The following is a 19,127-nucleotide window of genomic DNA, read 5'->3' on the forward strand; positions in this document are numbered from 1 at the left end:
TATGTCATTCGCGCAAAACATTCAAAATGCTTGGAATAAACAAGCGAAGTGGTTGATTGTCTTGCGCCCTTTGTCATGGATTTATTACAGTGGTTTTCAGTTAAATAAAAAACTATTCGATTGCGGATTGCGTGAAGTTTATACCGCACCCGTTCCAGTGATGATTATTGGAAATATCACAGTCGGTGGAAGTGGAAAAACCCCCTTATTGATTCATTTGGTTAAATATTTACAAGCTCGCCAAATTCGTGTTGGTGTGATTAGTCGAGGCTATGGTGGACGTGGACCTTTTCCTGCATTGGTCTCGTTGAATGATGTGCCAGAAAAAGTCGGTGATGAACCTTGTTTGATTGTACAGTCGACAGACGTGCCTATGGTGGTGGGTTCTAACCGTCAAGAAAGCATTGAGTTGTTACTCAAGCATACGGAGCTGGATTTAATTATTAGCGATGATGGTTTACAGCACTGGGCATTGGCACGACAAATCGAGTGGATTGTTTATGACCGAAATCGCGGCTTAGGTAATCAAAAATTATTACCAGAAGGTTATTTAAGAGAACCCGTTGAGCGTTTAAATCAAGCCACAGTGATTGAGCATGCGGAGCAGCCTGAAACTGATTTGAATATGCATTTAATGGTTGCAAGACCTTATCTGTTAAATCCTGCTTTTGATCAGTCTGAAATTTTTGATGAAGATCAAGATTATTATGCTGTGGTTGGAATTGGCTTTCCACAACGCTTTTACTCGACCTTAGCGGATCTGGGGGTGAAGCGCTTTCAATGCCATGAATTTCCAGATCATTATGATTATGAGATTGATGATTTACAGTTTGAAGATCTGAACCCCATCATTACGACTGAAAAAGATGCAGTAAAACTTTTACCTTTACTTAAAAAAAATCCTGATTTCAATCGTGAAATTTGGGTTGTGCCAGTTGAAGCTGTGCTGTCAGAGGCGTGTTATACAGTGCTTGAACAACAGTTAACTGAACTTGGTATTCAAATTTCTTAAGGTTTTTTCATGAAGCATATTGTTATTCCTGCCCGTTTTTCGAGCTCAAGACTCCCAGGTAAGCCCCTTTTAGAAATTCATGGTCGTGCTATGATTTTGCGGGTCGTAGACCAAGCCAAAAAAGTCGAAGGCTTTGATGATCTGTGTGTTGCTACTGACGATGAAAAGATAGCGGAAATTTGTCTTCAAGAAAATATTGATGTTGTACTGACAAATCCAGATCATCCTTCAGGCACAGATCGTTTAAGTGAAGTTGCCAAGATTAAAGGTTGGGATGCGGACGATATTGTGGTGAATGTTCAAGGGGATGAACCTTTAATTCCAGCGGTATTGGTACAACAGGTCGCAAATTTATTGCTTGAGAAACCTTCGTGTTCGATGTCTACCTTATGTGAGCCTATTCATCATTTAGAAGAATTTCAACGTGATAGCATTGTTAAAGTGGTGATGTCGAAAACCAGTGAAGCGCTGTATTTTAGTCGTGCCACGATTCCTTATGATCGAGATGGCGCGAAATTTGAACATCCTAAATTGCATCAACATGCTTTTAGGCATCTCGGACTTTATGCTTATCGTGTAAAGCTTTTACAAGATTATGTCACTTGGGATCAAGGCGTATTAGAGCAATTAGAAAGCCTTGAACAATTGCGTATATTAGAAAATGGTCATCGAATTGCTATTGCCGTAGCAGATGTGAGTTTGCCTCCAGGTGTAGATACTCAAGCAGATTTAGATCGTCTGAATGCAATGAGTCTTGCTCATTTTGAATAATAGGATGTGTGCAAAAGCATGATGAGCACGGAAAATTCGCAGATTTACCCTTGGCAAACATCGGTATGGGAAACGTTGACACAGCGGTTTCCCAAAATAGGCCATGGCCTCTTGTTTTATGGAAAAGATGGTTCTGGTAAACACGCTTTCACGCAACATTTTGTTGCTTGGTTATTATGTCTAGATAAGCAACCAGAAGCTGCTTGTGGTGAGTGTGCAAGCTGTATGTGGCTCAAGTCTGATACTCATCCCAACTATGTACATATCACCACGGATGAAGACAATAAAAAACAAAATGCAAAAATAAAAATTGAAAAGATTCGAGATCTACAGCCTTTTGTACAACAGACTGGAGAAGGTTGGCGGGTGATTGTCATAGAGCCTGCGGAAGCTTTAAATATTGCTTCATCGAATGCTTTATTAAAAACCTTAGAAGAACCTGGTGAACGGGTGATTTTGATTTTAATGGCCAATCATTATTTGAAATTACCTGCAACGATACGTAGTCGTTTACAGCATTTCGCTTTGGATCGTGTATCACATAGTCAAGCCCAAATATTTTTAGAAACTAAATTAGACAATAAATTGCATCCCCAAATACCATTGTTAATGGGTTTGTCCAATGACATGCCTTTGCAGGCCTTAACATTATCAAATGCAGAATGGTTAAAGCAGCGTGAAGCATTTTTAGCTGACTGGCAGACATTGGTGATCAATAAAAGCATGCCCATGCAGTATGCGACTAAATGGAATAAGCATTTGGTGTTTTCAGATTTTATGACCATGTTTGAATATTTATTGTCAGATTTGATCTGTATCAAGCTAAATCAACGTGTGAAAAATTCTGACTTAGATTTTAGCCAGATTGTAGATTATTATAATTTAGAACAATTATTTGAAATTTATCATGACGTACAACATTTTAAACAGCTGGTTGAGCAAAATGTGCAAAACAATTTGATTGTAGATCAATTGTTTATTAAATTAATGAATGTGCACTCGTAAATTTTTAATACATTTGTTTGGTTTTATATTTTAATAATTAAAAAGAGGGGGTGTCTATGCAAACACGTATGGGCGGATTGATACAGGTGAACATCGCAGATCGTGCGACACTACAAGCGAGTTATATGCCATTTGTTCAAGATGGCGGTTTGTTTATACCCACGAAACAATCTGTGAAAATGGGAGAAGAGGTCTTTATTTTAGCCACATTACCGAACGATTCTCAAAAAATACCGCTCAAAGGTAAAGTGATTTGGATTTCATATAAGCAGTCAGGTACTAAACCTCAAGGCTTTGCAATTCAATTAAGTGGTGAAAAAGGACTATATTACAAAATAGAAGCGGAAAAATTACTCGCTGGGAGTATAACTTTGGCACATTCAAGTTTTACAATGTAAATCCCAATTTTCAAAATTATAGGTGTTGCTGTGTTTGTTGATACACATTGTCATTTGACCATGTTAAATCTAGAGCCTTATGGTGGTGATATAGATCTTGCTATTCAACAAGCGCAAGAAGCAGGCGTTTCCAAAATGATGGGAATTTCTGTAGATTTAGATGATCACATTGCTTTATCAGAAATTGCCAGTCGACACCAAGCTGTAGGCTATAGTGTGGGTGTGCATCCTTGTGAAGATGCCGAGATGATGAAACGTGCGACTGTCGAGAAACTTATTGAACTGGCTCGCTCAGAGAAAGTGTGGGCAATTGGTGAAACGGGATTAGATTATTTTCACAGTACAGAATTAGTATTAGCGCAAAAAGAGTGTTTTGCACGCCATATTCAAGCATCAAAAATCGTTAAAAAACCTGTGGTTGTACATACACGGTCTTCAAAGCAAGATACCATCGATATTATTCGTGCAGAGCAATCTACGCATGGTATTTTGCATTGTTTTACTGAAGATTGGGAAACGGCGAAAGCAGTGCTTGATTGCGGTTATTACATTTCATTTTCAGGAATTGTTTCATTTAAGAATGCGCAAGATTTACGAGATGTTGCTAAGCAGGTTCCTTTGGATCGTCTTTTGATCGAGACTGATAGTCCTTATTTGGCACCGATGCCTTATCGAGGAAAGCCGAATGAACCAAAGTACGTTCCTTATGTAGCCAAAGCTTTAAGTGATGTATATGATAAGTCACTTGAAGAGATTGCTTATATAACGACACAAAATTTTGAAAATCTTCTTAAAGCGCAATCTTAGTGTTTAAACGGAATAAATAGAAAGAAGAGAGTTTATAGAGTGAAGATGGATCGTCAGGCTCAGTTTAGAGCAAGAGAAGCATTAATATTTCAGGTAGCTGAACAACTTCTGCTAGAAAATGGTGAGTCAGGAATGACTTTGGATGCTCTGGCTGCTGAATTGGATTTAGCCAAAGGTACGCTCTATAAACACTTTCAAAGTAAAGATGAGTTGTATATGTTGCTGATTATTCTGAATGAGCGCATGTTACTTGAAATGGTGGCGGATACTGAAAAAGGATTCCCAGAGCATTTGGCATTTTTTATGCTCCATCATTTACATCATCCTGAACGTACAGTGTTATTTCACCAAATTGAAGAGCGTCTTTCAACGACAGGACAAGGAATTAACCACTTGTTCAATGAAATGTATCAAGTTCGCAAAAGCCGCTTAAGAATTATTATCCGCATGACGGAAAACTACTTAGAGTCGATTGGAAGTAAGATGTCATCCAGAGATTACTTGGCTTCGATTTGGTCAGTGACGCATGGTGGCGCAGCCATATTAAATTCAAGTTTTTATCAACGCTATTTGGGGAGTCGCGATACTTTGCGTGTCTCTTTAATTGATCAAGCGTTGATGTTACCCAAACATGCACTGGCATCCGAGCATGTGGCCTAATACATGATGAACGGACGATTAGCTCAAAAGCATCAGGGTTTTACACTGATTGAGCTTATGGTGGTCATTGTGATCATCAGTATTATGGCGTCTTTGGTGGTCATGAATCTAGGTGGGGTTGATCAGCGTAAAGCGATGCAAACCCGTGAAATGCTGATCATGGATTTAAAACGTATAAATCGTGAAGCGAATGATCAGTCACGTATCTTTGCTTTGGTGGTCAAACCTGCAACAGATGTTGCTACATTCCAATATGCGATACAAGAATACCGTTCTCAAGCAACAAGCTCTCCATCTACAAATAATGGGCAAATAAATCTTGCATCAGGTTCGAATCAGTCAGTACAAGCAAGTCTTTCTAAATCTAAGCAATGGGTTGAGCTGGACGACTCGTATACGAAAACACTACCCCAAGCTGTTTCTTTTTCTCTTGAATCGGAACAACATGATTTCAAAAGAGCCAATAATAGCGAATTGGTGGGTGGAGATTCGCCTAAGTTAATTTGGTTGGGTAATGGAGAGGTGAAGCCTGTCCGTATTCAAATGTATTTTCAGCAAAAACCCGTTGGTGAATTAATTCAAATTGATTATTTAGGCAACGTACATGAAAACTCATAAGGGATTTACCTTGATCGAGGTTGTCGTTGCGCTGGCTATTTTTGCAGTTGCAGCAATGGCATTAACCAAAGTTGCTATGCAATATACTCAATCAACAGCCAACGCCATTTTAAGAACAAAAGCACAGTTTGTCGCCCAAAACGAAATCGCAAAAATGCAAATGAATGGTGAGTGGCTTGAAGGGACGCAATCAGAACAATTCACAGCTCAAGGTGAAACGTGGCAAATTGATAAACGATCCGAATCTACCATCAGTCCAAATGTACAAAAAATTGAAATACAAGTAAGTCTATTTAATAACGAAAGTGGCAAGGTTGAAGCAGGGATAACAAATATGGTGTTTTATAACTATCCAATTAAAACTGCTGCGCAAGTAAATCAACCATGAAAAAGTCATTAGGCTCTCATCGAAATGGCTTTACTTTAGTTGAGTTATTGGTTGCCATCGCGATTTTTGCGGTACTTTCAGCTTTAGGATGGAGAGTCTTTGATTATTTAATTAAGGTTAAAGATCGTAATGCAGTCCATGAAGAAAATCTGGGCCAACTACAAAGTGCATTTTTACAAATTCAACGAGATGCTTTACAAGTTGTTCCGATCACCGCAAATGTTGCTGGAGAAATTCAGCCTGCACTCATTTTAAATAATCAAAATTTGATCTTTAGTAAAGCGGGAGTCACTGATCCGCTTAAGCAAGGATTGTCTCCTTTTGAGCGAATTGAATATCAATATAATGCACAAGATAAAAAAATATATCGCCTGAAATATCCGAATTTAAATGTCAGTCAATCTGCTCAGCCACTTTCAAGTGTTTTATTGTCTGATGTAGAGCAATACCAAATTCAAATTTTAAATCCAAATGAGTTAATGCAGTGGCCAGAAGGTGCACTAGGGGCAGGTGATAATCAAGCTGCACAATTATTACCGAAAGGATTTAAGATTAAATTTACATTGCGTGAAGTCGAGTACGAGTGGATTTTTAGTTTACTTAACTCAGATTTTTTAATCGGCCAAAAGCGTTAAGGTTAAAGCAGAATGCTTAGATGTATAAGTAGTGATGATTTCTAATATGAAAAAACAACAAGGCATTGCACTGATTACGATTTTAATGATGGTGGCTTTGGCGACGATTATTGCTGCTACCATTGCAAAGCGTCAGTCCTATACCAATGAAAGCACTGCCTACTTAATGCGTCAGAATCAAGCAATGTATTATGCTAAAAGCGCAGAAACTTTCTTCTCAGAACTTTTGGTTCAAGATGCTGAATCAGAATCTCAGGTCGATTACTTACAAGAGAACTGGGCAAAGCCTATGCCAGGTTTTCCAGTGGATGGCGGTATGGTTTCAGGTCAAATTATTGATGAGTCCGGAAAATTTAATTTAAATAGCTTGCTGAACGAGAATGGCTTACCGAATGAAAATGCTCAGAAGTTTTTTGAAAATTTACTGAAGCGAGTCAATTTGAATCCAGATTTAAGTCAGGCGGTAATAGACTGGCAAGATAAAGATGATTTAACGATTGGCCCAATGGGGGCTGAGAGTGATTATTATATGGGCTTGTCTGAGCCGTATCTGGCTGCTAATACGATTTTCCATCATAAAGAAGAGCTTAAACAAGTCCGTGGTTTTGAAGGAAATCAATATGATTTAATTGCGCCGTATATTACGGCAATACCAAGCATAACAACCAAGATCAATATCAATACAGCGCCTGCAATGGTCTTGGCAGCAATGGATGAGCGCCTAGATGTTAATACGATTCAAAATTTATTGAATATGAAACAAAGCAATATGGAGTATTTTGAAAATACCAATGCACTTTGGAAAACCTCACCATTTGATACCATTGCACCTGAAAATAAGAAAATTTTTGAATCATTATTAGATGTGAAATCAACATTTTTTAAAGCACAGATTGAAGTGCTGTTGTCTGAACGAAAAAGACAATTCACCAGTTATCTAATGCGTGAGAATGGACAGGTTTATATTTATTCTCGCAGTTTGGCACCATTTTAATGCCGTTTGGCGCTATTCTAATTTAGTCAAAAAATCCTTTAATTTTAAGGATAATTTTTTAATACTTTTTGCCAATTGACTAAAACGTTAAAATTAATCAACTCGCCTGTAGATTTGATCTATAATCAAAGTTCTTAACGTTTTGTTGATTGCTGTGGCATATGTTAATTCGTAAGTTATTTAAATTTGAAAATGCGCATATTGTGCGTAATTGCACATCTGATCGTTGTAAACGGTCTATTCACGGTCATAGCTATAAAGTTGAGCTGTTATTAAAAGCTTCAAAACTTGACCATGGCCAAATGGTTTATGACTTTGGTTTATTAAAAGGTTTCATCAAAGATCTTTATGATAGTTTTGATCATGCCATTTGCTTTTGGCAAGATGACAACCCAGATTATATCCAAGCATGTAAAACCTTTAGTGCAAGATGGGTTTCTTTACCTGTTTCTCCTTCGGCAGAACAGTTTTCACGTATTTTTTTCTATTTGGCACAGCAAGTTTTACAGTCGACTGTGACTCAAAATGGTGAAGGGGATGTGGAAGTGTATTCTGTGATTGTTCATGAAACAGATACAGGCTATGCACAAAGCTTTATTGAAGATATTAAAAATGAGCAAATGGGTCTTTTGGCGCTAGATCAAATTATCTTCTCTGAGCAAATTGAGTCTGAATGGACGGATTCAAATATGTATCGTAATTTGAAATCGGGTTTGCAATTTCAAAATCCGGCTGTAGATTTGCAGGTTAAAGTATAAATTTAAAATGAGTAATGAATTCAGGATGGATCAGCAATGCAAATGACCGAACAAGACATGACGAAGTTAAATCAAGTTCGGTTAGAAGAAGGATGGAAAAATAGTTTAACCGAATTTTTACTGAGTGAACGGATGGATCAAATTCGTTCGTTTTTAAAAGAAGAAATTCAAGCAGACAAGGTTATATATCCGCCAAGTTCGCTTATTTTTAATGCCTTTAATACGACGCCATTGAGTCAGGTTAAAGCGGTGATTATCGGTCAAGACCCTTATCATGGACCCAATCAAGCGCATGGTTTAAGCTTTTCTGTGCAAAAGGGGGTTGCATTGCCCCCATCTTTGCGTAATATCTTTCATGAATTAAATTCAGATTTAGGCATTGCTCCTGCAAAACATGGTAATTTGACCCAATGGGCAGAAGAAGGTGTTTTACTGTTAAATAGCGTGTTAACTGTCGAAGCAGGTCAGCCTACATCGCATCAAAAACAAGGTTGGGAAGACTTTACCGATGCGGTGATCGATGTTCTAAACGAACAACGTGAACATATCGTATTTATCCTCTGGGGTGCGTATGCACAACGCAAAGGACAACGCATAGATCAAAATAAACACTTGGTATTAAAAGCTGCACATCCATCACCATTAGCAGCGAACCGAGGCGGTTTTTTTGGTTGTAAGGCGTTTTCTAAAACAAATAATTATCTTAAACAAAATGGCATTGAGCCGATTAAGTGGCAGCTGGAAGCATGACTATATCTCTTGATACGAACCAATATCATCCCGATTTAATCGTTGAAGAAGCGAACAATGGATGGCGGATCATTCGCTTAAATCGTCCTAAATCGCTTCATGCTCTTGATGAGTCGATCGTAACTGCACTTTTAAATGTGTTTGAAGACTATCACCAAGACAACAGTGTAAAGGCGATTTGGCTTGATTCAACAACACCTAAAGCTTTTTGTGCTGGCGGTGATGTGCGTAAACTTCGTCAATTGGTTATTAATAATGAAGTTGATGCCGCAAACAAATTTTTTGAGCAAGAATACGCTTTAGATTTGTTGCTACATAATTATGCTAAGCCCATTGTGGTCTGGGGTGAAGGTTATGTCATGGGTGGGGGCTTGGGCTTGTTTATGGCTGCTCCTTTCCGTTTAGTCACTCCTTATTCGCGACTTGCAATGCCTGAAGTGAACATTGGTTTATATCCAGATGTGGGTGCGAGTCGTTTCTTGGCAGATCGTGGACCAGTAGGACTATTTACGGGCTTAACGGGTTCAATTATGACTGCTGCAGGTGCTTATGGCATCGGCTGGGCGACTCATATTTGTGATGCTCAACGTGATGTTGTATTGCAGAAATTACTGGATATTGATTGGGCGCATTATCCAGCAGGTGATTTCCGTGCATTGGATGATACTTTAAACAGCTTGCATCGTCCTGTTTCTCCTGGTCCGCTACAAATTTCACTCGATGTGATTCATAGCGTTTGCCGTGGTTCTAATTTTGAGAGTGATTACGAGGCGATCATTGGTCTTAGTGATGCGCGAAGTGACTGGTTAAGACAAGCGAGTGAAAACTTAGGAAAAGGTTCGCCAAGCACAGCAGCGATAACTTGGTTGTTGTGGCAGTGGGGACGCCAAGTTCACTCTTGGAAAGAAGTATTTGATCTTGAAACTCAGATCTCGGACTGGAAAATTCGTCACCCTGATTTTGTAGAAGGTGTGCGTGCACGTTTGGTTGATAAAGATTTATCGCCAGAATGGCAAAAAACTGAAAATATGAGTTTGAAAGCTATTTTAGGTGAGAATCCTCCAGTGACCACAATTGAAAGCTGGAATACTTTGTTAAAACATTATGGAATAATTTAAATTTTTAATGTTAAACGAAGAAAACACGTTCAATTTAGAAGAAGTCTATACTGAAGAAGATGAAAAATGGATGCAGCTTGCTTATGAGCAAGCTGCGTTGGCAGCCCAACTGGGAGAAATTCCAGTGGGTGCGGTCATTGTTAGTTTAGGACAGGTCATTGGACAAGGTTTTAATCAACCGATTACTCAATCTGATCCGACTGCACATGCAGAAGTCGTCGCCATTCGACAAGCGTGTCAAAACATTCAAAATTATCGTCTTCCTGAAGATGCGACTCTTTATGTAACCCTAGAGCCCTGTACCATGTGTGTGGGGGCTTTAATTCACTCACGTGTGCAGCGTGTGGTATTTGCAGCGACTGAACCCAAAGCGGGATCTTTGATTAGTGCTAGACAACTTCTTGAAAATCAAGGTTATTACAACCATCGTTTTAAGTACGTTGCGGGTTGTATGCAAGAACAATGTTCCTCGCAACTTTCTGATTTTTTTAAAATGAGAAGAGAACAAAAAAGACAATTTCGTTTACAACAAAAAATAGATAAAGATTAAAACTTTGAGATTAAAGTATGTAAAATTAAACTGACATATTGAATTGTCAGTCTTATCATTTTAAGGGAAAAAATAATGAATTCGATCCAAGTCAAACATGAATTTAACGCGCCTCTCGAAACAGTTTTTGAACTTTTGTCTAAACACGCAACGTTTAATCAAGTATTTGCACCTATTCAGGTAAAACGTATTCAGGATGCAACGGATCCACAGCGACCAGATGGGGTTGGTTCTGTACGTAAAATGGGTATTGCTCCAATCATGCCACTTCAAGAACAAATTACGCTTTTAGATGTCAATGAACGTATTGAATATAAAATTATTAAAAACCCATTGATTAAGCATCATTTGGGAATTATTGAATTTCAATCTACAGATACCAACAAAACATTGGTCACTTACACGATTGAATTACAAGCAAAAGCGCCATTTGTCAGCAAATTAATACTTGCGCAGCTTAAACTTGCCATTACACTAGGATTCAAGAAGTTGGCAAAAACTCTAAGTTAAATTGGACATGCAATGACAATTCACATTATCACGATAGATGGGCCAAGCGGTTCAGGTAAAGGCACACTTGCTGCAAAACTGGCGCAACATTATCAATATCATTTATTGGATTCGGGTGCGATTTATCGTTTACTTGGATTGTCTTTGCAACAACAAAACCTGATCGATACTTTAGATCAACAAGCAACACTTGATTTGAGTACACATATTGCAACAAATCTTGATATTAAATTTGTAAGCCAAAGTGTCGGCACCAGTATCTTTCTTGACGGTGTGGATGTGACTGAAACCATTCGCACAGAGCGAGTGGGTGAGTTTGCCTCTAAAGTTGCCGCAATTCCAGTGTTAAGAACTGCGCTTTTTGAGCGTCAACGCGCTTTTGCACAAGCTCCAGGCTTGGTTGCAGATGGTCGTGACATGGCCACAACCGTGTTTCCAGAAGCCATTGCGAAGATATATTTAACCGCTTCAGCTGAATCTCGAGCCGAACGACGTGTAAAGCAGTTGCAGGCTATGGGCCTAGATGTTAAAATAAGCGACATTTTATCCAATATCCAAGCGCGTGATAAGCGTGATATGGAAAGAACTGTGGCGCCATTGAAGCCAGCCAAAGATGCTTATGTGATTGATAGTTCAGAATTGAACATCGAAAGCGTATTTAAATTAATGACTGATTATATTGATTCGCAGTTGGGTAATTAACGAATATTAGTAGAAGCATAGCTTGATCAGTTTATATGGACTATGTGGACACTTAATTAAACCGGCCTTGTCTGATCCAAGACCGCTGACTTTTCTAGGTATATCATGACCGAATCTTTTGCAGCCCTCTTTGAAGCAAGTGAATTAAACCTCAACGTTGAAAAGGGTGCAGTCATCCAAGGTATCGTTGTTAGCATCGATTCTGATTGGGTAACTGTAGATACTGGCCTTAAATCTGAAGGTGTTGTATCTCGCTCTGAATTCTTAAACGAACAACGTGAACTTGAAGTTAACGTTGGCGATACAGTTGATGTTGTTGTTGAAGCACTTGACAACGGTATGGGCCAAACAGTTCTTTCTCGCGAAAAAGCGAAACGTGCTGAAACTTGGACTAAACTTGAAAAAATCTTTGAAGACGGCGAAATCGTTACTGGTGTTATTTCTGGTAAGGTTAAAGGCGGTTTCACTGTTGACATCGGTCCAGTACGTGCGTTCCTTCCAGGTTCTTTGGTTGACACTCGTCCTATCCGTGACACGACTCACCTTGAAGGTAAAGAGTTAGAGTTTAAAGTAATCAAACTTGATGCTAAACGTAACAACGTTGTTGTATCTCGTCGTGCAGTTATGGAAGCTGAATCTTCAGCTGACCGTGAAGCATTACTTTCTCAACTTGAAGAAGGTCAAACAGTTACAGGTACAATTAAAAACCTTACTGACTACGGCGCATTCGTTGACCTTGGTGGTATCGACGGTCTTCTTCACATCACTGATATGGCTTGGAAACGCATCAAGCATCCATCAGAAGTTGTTGAAGTGGGTCAAGAAGTTACTGTTAAAGTACTTAAATTTGACAAAGAACGTAATCGTGTATCTTTAGGTCTTAAGCAATTAGGCGAAGATCCATGGTTAGCGATTATGAACCGTTACCCTAAAGGTTCAATCGTTAAAGCGCGCGTAACAAACCTTACTGATTACGGTTGTTTCGCTGAAATCGCTGAAGGCGTTGAAGGTTTAGTACACGTTTCAGAAATGGACCACACAAACAAAAACATCCACCCATCTAAAGTAGTTCAGATTGGTGACGAAGTTGATGTTATGGTTCTTGAAGTTGATGAAGAGCGTCGTCGTATTTCTCTTGGTATCAAACAAACTCGTGCTAACCCATGGGAAGAGTTTGCTAAGGCACACGACAAAGGCGAAAAAGTTTCTGGTACAATCAAATCTATCACTGACTTCGGTATCTTCATCGGTTTACCAGGTGGTATCGACGGTCTAGTACATTTGTCTGATATTTCTTGGAACGAACAAGGCGAAGAAGCTATTCGTCGTTACAAGAAAGGTGACACTGTAGAAGCTGTTATCTTGTCTGTAGATGCTGAAGGCAACCGTATCAGCCTTGGTATCAAACAAATGAACAACGATCCATTCAATGACTTCTTGGCAACGAATGAACGTGGTGCATTGGTTAAAGGTACTGTGACTGCAGTTGATGCTAAAGGCGCAACGATTAAATTGGCTGACGAAGTAGAAGCATCTTTGAAAGCTTCTGAAATCAACCGCGATCGCGTTGAAGATGCAACTAAATTCTTGGAAGTTGGTCAAGAAGTAGAAGCTAAAATCATCAACGTTGACCGTAAGTCACGTGCTATCAACTTGTCGATCAAAGCGAAAGACGAAGCTGAAGAAAAAGAAGCAGTTGCTAACTTAAAAGTTGCAGCTCCAGCTTCTGAAAATGGTCCTAAGACTATTGGTGATTTGATCAAAGCTCAAATGGGTAGCTAAGATCTCTGTGTGAATGTATTGTTAATGTAATTTAACTAATACTTTTTACACAAATACTGTAAACGGTAGCGTAGTATTAACTTATTACGCTACCGTTTTGTATTTAAACAGGTTATTATCAGCCTATCTACCAAGTAGCTTGATAATTAAAGAGGTCGCAGATGACTACTGAAGCACTTAATAAGTCTGACTTAATAGAGCGTATTTCTATTAAGAATCCGCATTTAGCTGAACCACTTGTTGAAGAAGCTGTTAAGATTATGATTGATCAAATGATTGCATCATTATCTTCTGATAGCCGTATAGAAATACGTGGTTTTGGTAGTTTCGCCTTACATCACCGTGATCCACGAGTAGGTCGTAACCCAAAAACAGGTAAATCTGTAGAAGTAGCTGCTAAGGCAGTGCCTCACTTTAAACCTGGTAAAGCACTACGTGATGCTGTAAACGAAACTGCAAATAAATAATAATATGAGGTGTTTATGCGTTTTATCTTAGGGCTACTTTTAGTAGCAGTATTTGTATATTCTCTGGCATTGGTATTAATCAATGGTACTGAATTGCCTGTAGACTTATGGTTTACTCAAGTTCCTGCTATGCGTCTAGGGTTATTGTTGTTATTAACCTTAGTCATCGGTATTGTCCTAGGATTACTCATAGGTGTTCAAATCTTCCGTGTTTTTCAAAACAATTGGGAAATTAGACGCTTACGTAAAGACATTGAACATCTCCGTAAGGAACAAATTCAGAGTGCTCAACTTGCTGCTGCTGAAGCTGCTGCAAGCGTGCGTCATGAAAAAACGATATTAGATATTCAAGCGGAAGACAGTCATACACGTCCTTTATAGGATGAGTTCTTCCAAAATCCCTTCATTGTTCGCAATGAAGGGATTTTTTTTATTTGAATAAAAATATTGGCTTAGTCTAGTTTATTGATAACTATGTTTTGCAGGTCGTGCTAAAGATCTCTATAATTACGCAACTTTTGTGTGATGGAAAGAAGACCCATGAGTATCATTGTTGCCTTGGATGCGAAAAGCCAAAAAGAAGCATTAACGATTGCTGAACAACTTGATCCATCACTCTGTCGATTAAAAGTAGGTAAAGAAATTTTTACCCATGAAGGTCCTTCAGTTGTAAAAGCTTTGCATGCTCTCGGTTTTGAGGTCTTTCTGGATCTAAAATTTCACGATATTCCAAATACCACAGCACAAGCAGTCTGTGCCGCGGCAGATATGGGCGTATGGATGGTCAACGTTCATGCTTCTGGTGGTCGTAAAATGATGGAAACCTGTGTAGAGCGTTTGAAAGCTGGTAATTATGAAACGCAATTAATTGCTGTGACGGTTCTGACCTCAATGGGTCGTGAAGATTTGAAAGATTTAGGTTTGGATGTGGAACCTTTTGAGCATGTAAAACGTTTAGCGATGCTGACACAAGAGAGTGGACTGGATGGCGTAGTTTGTTCTGCGCAAGAAGCAAAAATGTTACGTGAAACTTTGGGTCAAGAATTTGCTTTAGTCACTCCGGGTATTCGACCTGCTGGTGCGAATGCAGATGATCAGAAACGTATTGTGACGCCTAAGCAAGCCATTTTAGATGGCGCTACGCATTTGGTGATTGGTCGTCCGATTACCCAATCAGCGCATCCTAGTGAAACCTTAAAAGAAATTTTGGCTTCAATATAATTTATTTTTTAACCCTCATCGCTCTAAAAAAATCCACGTTTATACGTGGATTTTTTAATGAATTAAGCTGAATTATAAAATTCGTTTTAATCGTTCAATCACTTGTTTGCATTGTTCTAAGTCAGCAACCAAAGCTAAACGAACATGATTTTCACCCGGGTTACCATCTGCAGTATCGCGAGATAAATAGCGCCCAGGAAGGACTTTGATGTGAGCTTCTTCCATGAGAAGTTTTGCAAAAACCTCATCATTATCAACTTTTAGCCAGTAATAAAAACCTGCATCAGGTTTTTTAAGTGGCAGTATATGGCCGAGTTCTTTTTGGAATAACTCGAATTTAGCACGATATTGCTTACGGTTTTCTTCAACATGCTCTTCATCATTCCATGCTGCAAGTGAAGCAATTTGATGTTGTACAGGCATTGCTGCACCGTGATAAGTGCGGAATTTTAAGTAAGGTTTTAATAAATTTGCATCGCCTGCTACAAATCCAGATCTCATTCCGGGTAAATTTGAACGTTTTGAAAGTGAATGAAATACGATGCAATTTTTATAGTCATCTCTTCCCATTTCCGCACAGACTTCGAGTAAACCTATAGGCGCTTCATCAAACCACAGCTCTGAATAGCATTCATCAGAAGCAATGACAAAATTATATTGATCTGAAAGAGCAATTAGTTTCTTTAATTGATCTTTAGAAAGTACAGCACCCGTCGGATTTCCAGGTGTGCAAACAAATAATAAAGCTGTTTTTTCCCAAACTTCTGCAGGAACAGCATCGAAATCACCCAAGTATTGATTTTCTTCAGTGCAATTAATGAAATAAGGCGTTGCGCCAGCAAGTAATGTTGCACCTTCATAAATTTGATAAAACGGATTTGGCATGACCACATAAGGTGCATCTTCACGATTAATCAAAGCCTGAACAAAGGAAAAAATACCTTCGCGTGTTCCCGTAACAGGAAGGACATGATCTTCAGCACTAATTTTATTCAATTTAAAACGTCGAGTTAACCAAGAAGCAATGCTCTGACGTAATTCCAAAAGACCTTTGCTGTTTGGGTAGGTCGATAAATGATTAAAATTATCAATAATGGATTGTTTAACGAACTCGGGTGCTGGATGTTTAGGTTCGCCAATGGAGAGGGCGATTAAAGGTAAATCAGCAGGTGGTTGAACATCCTTAAAAAGTTGATTCAATTTTTCAAATGGATAGGGATGCAATAAAGTTAAACTTGAGTTCATGAAACAATTACCGTCGTAATAAAGTGCGATGTAAATTAATCGATAAATTAATGGTGGTTAGAAACTTGATGAGATGCCTCATCCAGTGCAGCCTTGAGTGAGCTTGCAAATTCTTGAGCTTCACTCGGACTCATCGGTTGATTATTTTTTTTGGTCACAAAAAATATATCTTCTGCGCGCTCACCTAATGTTGCAATTTTAGCAGAATGAATATCAAGCCCTTGCATCATAAACAATCCACCAATTTTAGCCAGTAGCCCAGGATGATCAAGCGTCGCTATTTCGACCATATTTTGTTGTAAGGCTTCATTGAGTGTGATTTCTACGGTATTTTCAATATCAAAATGACGTAACTGACGTGGAATGATCCGTTGTAATAAACCTGGATAATTATTTGAATCACTTAAAGCATTGATGAGCGCTTCACGTACCGTATTTTCACGTTCAGCATCCGTCACTAATGTTCCAAAGCGATCGAGCACCACATAGGTATCTAAGCTGAAATCTTTAGTCGCTGTAATGATACGCGCGTCTTGAACATCCAAATTCATCCGATCAAAGACTGCAACAGTGGTGGCGAAGAGGTTAGGTTGATCGCGAGTATAAATAAATATTTGTACGGCATCTGGCGCTGATTTACGATGTGCTCGCATCAGTACAATCGGTGCAGGATCATCGCCATGTTCTAAAATGGCACGGGTATGCCAAGCGACTTCATCGGCTGTTTCTTTCAGAAAATATTCATCGCCTAAATCTTGCCATACTGTTTCGACAACATCCAATGCAAAGTCATTCACCAAAATTTCACTAGCGGCAAACTTAGTGTCTTCAATCAGCAGTTGATATTCAACGGGCCGACCTAGACCTGTGCGTATATCATCACGTGCATGCGTATACAGCTGACGCATTAACGATGAACGCCAAGTATTCCAAAGCTTTGGATTGGTCGCATTGATATCCGCAACAGTTAATGTATACAGATAATCGAGATGCTCCATATCACCCATTTTTTTAGCAAAGTCTTTGACAATATCTGGGTCTGAAATATCTTTTTTCTGTGCGGTCATCGACATGAGTAAGTGGTTTTGAATTAACCAAGCGACTAAATTGCATTCTCGTTCAGTAAAACCATGCGCCTGACAAAATTTAATTGCATCAGCGGCGCCAAGCTCACTGTGATCGCCACCACGGCCTTTGGCAATATCATGGAATAATGCAGCAAGAAAAACGATATCACGACGTACGAGGCGTTGGAATACTGAGCTTACAACAGGATAATCCTTAATAAATTCAGATTCTTTAAAACGATTTAAATTTCGAATTAAAAGCAGCGTATGCGCATCTACAGTATAAATATGGAATAAGTCATATTGCATGAGGCCCATAATTTGACCGAATGCAGGAATATAATTTCCCAGTACACCATAACGCTTCATGGCCAACATGGTCTCATACAGTCGATACGGAGATCGGATGATCGCCATGAATAAGGCCTGATGAACAGGATTGTCTCGATACGATTTGTCGATACGTTTGGCAGCTAGGCTTAGTAAACGTAATGTTCGGGCACGGATTCCATTAATTTCAGGTCTGTTGGCTAAAATATAGAAAATTTCTAAAACAGCACTGGGTTTCTCAGAAAATATTTTATGGTGTTGTACTGCGAGTTTCCCATCCACCAATTTAAAATTTTCATTAATTTCTTCGATTTGTCTTTCATAATTGGGCAAACGTGGGGTAATGACTGACTCATTAAAGTAAGCCAATAACATTTCGTTTAAGGTTGAAACTTGCTGAGCAGCTCGATAGTAGCGTTTCATGAACTGTTCAATCGGATAATTGATATGTTCGCCTTCAACTTTTTGATAGCCAAATTTTGCGGCTATATCACGTTGATAATCAAACAACAAACGATTTTCATCACGCTTGGTTAATCGGTGTAAATAGGTGCGAATTTCCCAAAGAAAGTTTTCAGCTTCCTCAAGGACAGAAAGCTCAAACTCAGAAATAAAGCCCAGATGAACCAAATCATAAATGCGATTGACACGAAAATGACGTTTCGCAATCCAGCCAATTTGATTGATATCACGAATGCCACCCGGCGCATTTTTAATGTCAGGCTCTAAATTACTTTCAGTGTGATTATGTTGAGCATAGCGACGTGCTTGTTCTTCCATTTTTGCATCGAAAAATGTTTTATCAGTCCATGTTTGTGACACGACTCGACGAGGCCATTTGATTAAATGTTCATTGCCCGTAATTAAACGCGCTTCGATTAATGTGGTCGCAACAGTGAGGTCATGTAATGCTTGTTCAAAGCATTGTTGAATGGTGCGTACACTCACGCCAGGTTTAAAGTTGCCGACATCCCATAGAGAAGAAATAAAAGAAGATACTGTGGTTTCTTGTTCTGGAGTAAGTGCTTCTTCAGACAGGATCATGATGTCAACGTCTGAATAGGGCAACATTTCACGTCGGCCATAACCACCGACAGCAAACAGACCTAAATTACTTTGATTCAGCTGAAAATGAGACCATAAAAAAATTAAAGCCTCATCGATTAAATTTGAGCGGGCCAAAATAATTTCACGAATCGGTACCCCTTGATCAAATGCAGTATGTAGCTGAATTTCAACATCTGTACGCCATGCATTTATAGCTTGAATGTCGTGATTGCTGGAAACATAATTTGATAAAGGGGAAGTATTGATCATGTATTCTTGGTCCACAAAAATG

Annotated in this window: 22 protein-coding genes; 20 read left to right on the plus strand and 2 right to left on the minus strand. The window is 39.0% G+C overall.

Annotated features, from left to right (window positions below; translation table 11 throughout):
• Position 1 precedes the first annotated feature (1 nt).
• The 20 genes from lpxK (at position 2) to pyrF (ending at position 15,146) form a co-directional block, all read left to right on the plus strand.
• Positions 2 to 1,012, plus strand: coding sequence for a tetraacyldisaccharide 4'-kinase (lpxK, locus tag V5M36_RS06600; RefSeq protein ID WP_338563316.1), 1,011 nt, complete (start codon positions 2 to 4; stop codon positions 1,010 to 1,012).
• 9 nt (positions 1,013 to 1,021) lie between these two features.
• Positions 1,022 to 1,783 (plus strand): 3-deoxy-manno-octulosonate cytidylyltransferase, encoded by a 762-nt coding sequence (gene kdsB, locus V5M36_RS06605; protein ID WP_338563319.1) that lies wholly within the window; start codon positions 1,022 to 1,024, stop codon positions 1,781 to 1,783.
• An 18-nt stretch (positions 1,784 to 1,801) separates the two neighbouring features.
• On the plus strand, positions 1,802 to 2,788 hold the full coding sequence (locus tag V5M36_RS06610) for a DNA polymerase III subunit delta' (RefSeq protein WP_445206315.1): 987 nt from the start codon (positions 1,802 to 1,804) through the stop codon (positions 2,786 to 2,788).
• A gap of 56 nt (positions 2,789 to 2,844) precedes the next feature.
• Positions 2,845 to 3,186 carry a PilZ domain-containing protein gene (locus tag V5M36_RS06615; RefSeq protein ID WP_338563322.1) on the plus strand — a complete coding sequence of 114 codons (342 nt, stop codon included), beginning with the start codon at positions 2,845 to 2,847 and terminating at the stop codon, positions 3,184 to 3,186.
• 30 nt (positions 3,187 to 3,216) lie between these two features.
• Positions 3,217 to 3,993, plus strand: coding sequence for a TatD family hydrolase (locus V5M36_RS06620; RefSeq protein ID WP_338563324.1), 777 nt, complete (start codon positions 3,217 to 3,219; stop codon positions 3,991 to 3,993).
• Between the two features lie 45 nt (positions 3,994 to 4,038).
• Complete coding sequence (locus tag V5M36_RS06625) at positions 4,039 to 4,653, plus strand: TetR/AcrR family transcriptional regulator (protein ID WP_338563326.1); 615 nt, start codon at positions 4,039 to 4,041, stop codon at positions 4,651 to 4,653.
• Between the two features lie 3 nt (positions 4,654 to 4,656).
• Positions 4,657 to 5,271, plus strand: a complete 615-nt coding sequence (locus V5M36_RS06630) for a type II secretion system protein (protein WP_338563327.1) — start codon at positions 4,657 to 4,659, stop codon at positions 5,269 to 5,271.
• The gene (gspI, locus tag V5M36_RS06635; RefSeq protein WP_338563331.1) at positions 5,258 to 5,659 is read left to right on the plus strand and encodes a type II secretion system minor pseudopilin GspI; all 402 of its coding nucleotides are present in this window, start codon (positions 5,258 to 5,260) and stop codon (positions 5,657 to 5,659) included. The genes V5M36_RS06630 and gspI overlap by 14 nt, the downstream gene beginning before the upstream one ends.
• On the plus strand, positions 5,656 to 6,294 hold the full coding sequence (gene gspJ, locus V5M36_RS06640; protein ID WP_338563334.1) for a type II secretion system minor pseudopilin GspJ: 639 nt from the start codon (positions 5,656 to 5,658) through the stop codon (positions 6,292 to 6,294). The genes gspI and gspJ overlap by 4 nt, the downstream gene beginning before the upstream one ends.
• 46 nt (positions 6,295 to 6,340) lie before the next feature.
• Positions 6,341 to 7,288 (plus strand): type II secretion system minor pseudopilin GspK, encoded by a 948-nt coding sequence (gene gspK / locus V5M36_RS06645; protein WP_338563336.1) that lies wholly within the window; start codon positions 6,341 to 6,343, stop codon positions 7,286 to 7,288.
• A 161-nt stretch (positions 7,289 to 7,449) separates the two neighbouring features.
• Entirely contained in the window at positions 7,450 to 8,046 is a 597-nt protein-coding gene (locus tag V5M36_RS06650) for a 6-pyruvoyl trahydropterin synthase family protein (RefSeq protein ID WP_338563339.1), read from the plus strand.
• A gap of 36 nt (positions 8,047 to 8,082) precedes the next feature.
• Positions 8,083 to 8,796 carry a uracil-DNA glycosylase gene (gene ung / locus V5M36_RS06655; RefSeq protein WP_338563342.1) on the plus strand — a complete coding sequence of 238 codons (714 nt, stop codon included), beginning with the start codon at positions 8,083 to 8,085 and terminating at the stop codon, positions 8,794 to 8,796.
• Positions 8,793 to 9,914 carry an enoyl-CoA hydratase/isomerase family protein gene (locus tag V5M36_RS06660; protein WP_338563345.1) on the plus strand — a complete coding sequence of 374 codons (1,122 nt, stop codon included), beginning with the start codon at positions 8,793 to 8,795 and terminating at the stop codon, positions 9,912 to 9,914. The genes ung and V5M36_RS06660 overlap by 4 nt, the downstream gene beginning before the upstream one ends.
• Positions 9,915 to 9,921: 7 nt before the next feature.
• Positions 9,922 to 10,464, plus strand: coding sequence for a tRNA adenosine(34) deaminase TadA (tadA, locus tag V5M36_RS06665; RefSeq protein WP_338563347.1), 543 nt, complete (start codon positions 9,922 to 9,924; stop codon positions 10,462 to 10,464).
• A gap of 75 nt (positions 10,465 to 10,539) precedes the next feature.
• On the plus strand, positions 10,540 to 10,974 hold the full coding sequence (locus V5M36_RS06670; protein WP_338563350.1) for an SRPBCC family protein: 435 nt from the start codon (positions 10,540 to 10,542) through the stop codon (positions 10,972 to 10,974).
• A gap of 12 nt (positions 10,975 to 10,986) precedes the next feature.
• Positions 10,987 to 11,676, plus strand: coding sequence for a (d)CMP kinase (cmk, locus tag V5M36_RS06675; RefSeq protein ID WP_338563352.1), 690 nt, complete (start codon positions 10,987 to 10,989; stop codon positions 11,674 to 11,676).
• Positions 11,677 to 11,781: 105 nt separating this feature from the next.
• Positions 11,782 to 13,458, plus strand: coding sequence for a 30S ribosomal protein S1 (rpsA, locus tag V5M36_RS06680; protein WP_338563353.1), 1,677 nt, complete (start codon positions 11,782 to 11,784; stop codon positions 13,456 to 13,458).
• 161 nt (positions 13,459 to 13,619) lie between these two features.
• Positions 13,620 to 13,925: an integration host factor subunit beta gene (locus V5M36_RS06685; RefSeq protein ID WP_338563355.1), complete on the plus strand. Its 306-nt coding sequence runs from the start codon at positions 13,620 to 13,622 to the stop codon at positions 13,923 to 13,925.
• 15 nt (positions 13,926 to 13,940) lie between these two features.
• Positions 13,941 to 14,306: a LapA family protein gene (locus V5M36_RS06690; RefSeq protein ID WP_338563357.1), complete on the plus strand. Its 366-nt coding sequence runs from the start codon at positions 13,941 to 13,943 to the stop codon at positions 14,304 to 14,306.
• A 144-nt stretch (positions 14,307 to 14,450) separates the two neighbouring features.
• A complete protein-coding gene (gene pyrF / locus V5M36_RS06695) occupies positions 14,451 to 15,146 on the plus strand; it encodes an orotidine-5'-phosphate decarboxylase (RefSeq protein ID WP_338564086.1) in 696 nt (231 codons plus the stop codon).
• 72 nt (positions 15,147 to 15,218) lie between these two features.
• Here pyrF and dapC read toward each other — a convergent pair whose 3' ends face one another.
• The gene (gene dapC / locus V5M36_RS06700; RefSeq protein ID WP_338563359.1) at positions 15,219 to 16,391 is read right to left on the minus strand and encodes a succinyldiaminopimelate transaminase; all 1,173 of its coding nucleotides are present in this window, start codon (positions 16,389 to 16,391) and stop codon (positions 15,219 to 15,221) included.
• Between the two features lie 47 nt (positions 16,392 to 16,438).
• Positions 16,439 to 19,105, minus strand: a complete 2,667-nt coding sequence (gene glnD / locus V5M36_RS06705; RefSeq protein ID WP_338563362.1) for a [protein-PII] uridylyltransferase — start codon at positions 19,103 to 19,105, stop codon at positions 16,439 to 16,441.
• Positions 19,106 to 19,127 lie beyond the last annotated feature (22 nt).

Source organism: Acinetobacter sp. KS-LM10 (genome assembly GCF_036896575.1).
GTDB lineage: Bacteria > Pseudomonadota > Gammaproteobacteria > Pseudomonadales > Moraxellaceae > Acinetobacter > Acinetobacter avistercoris.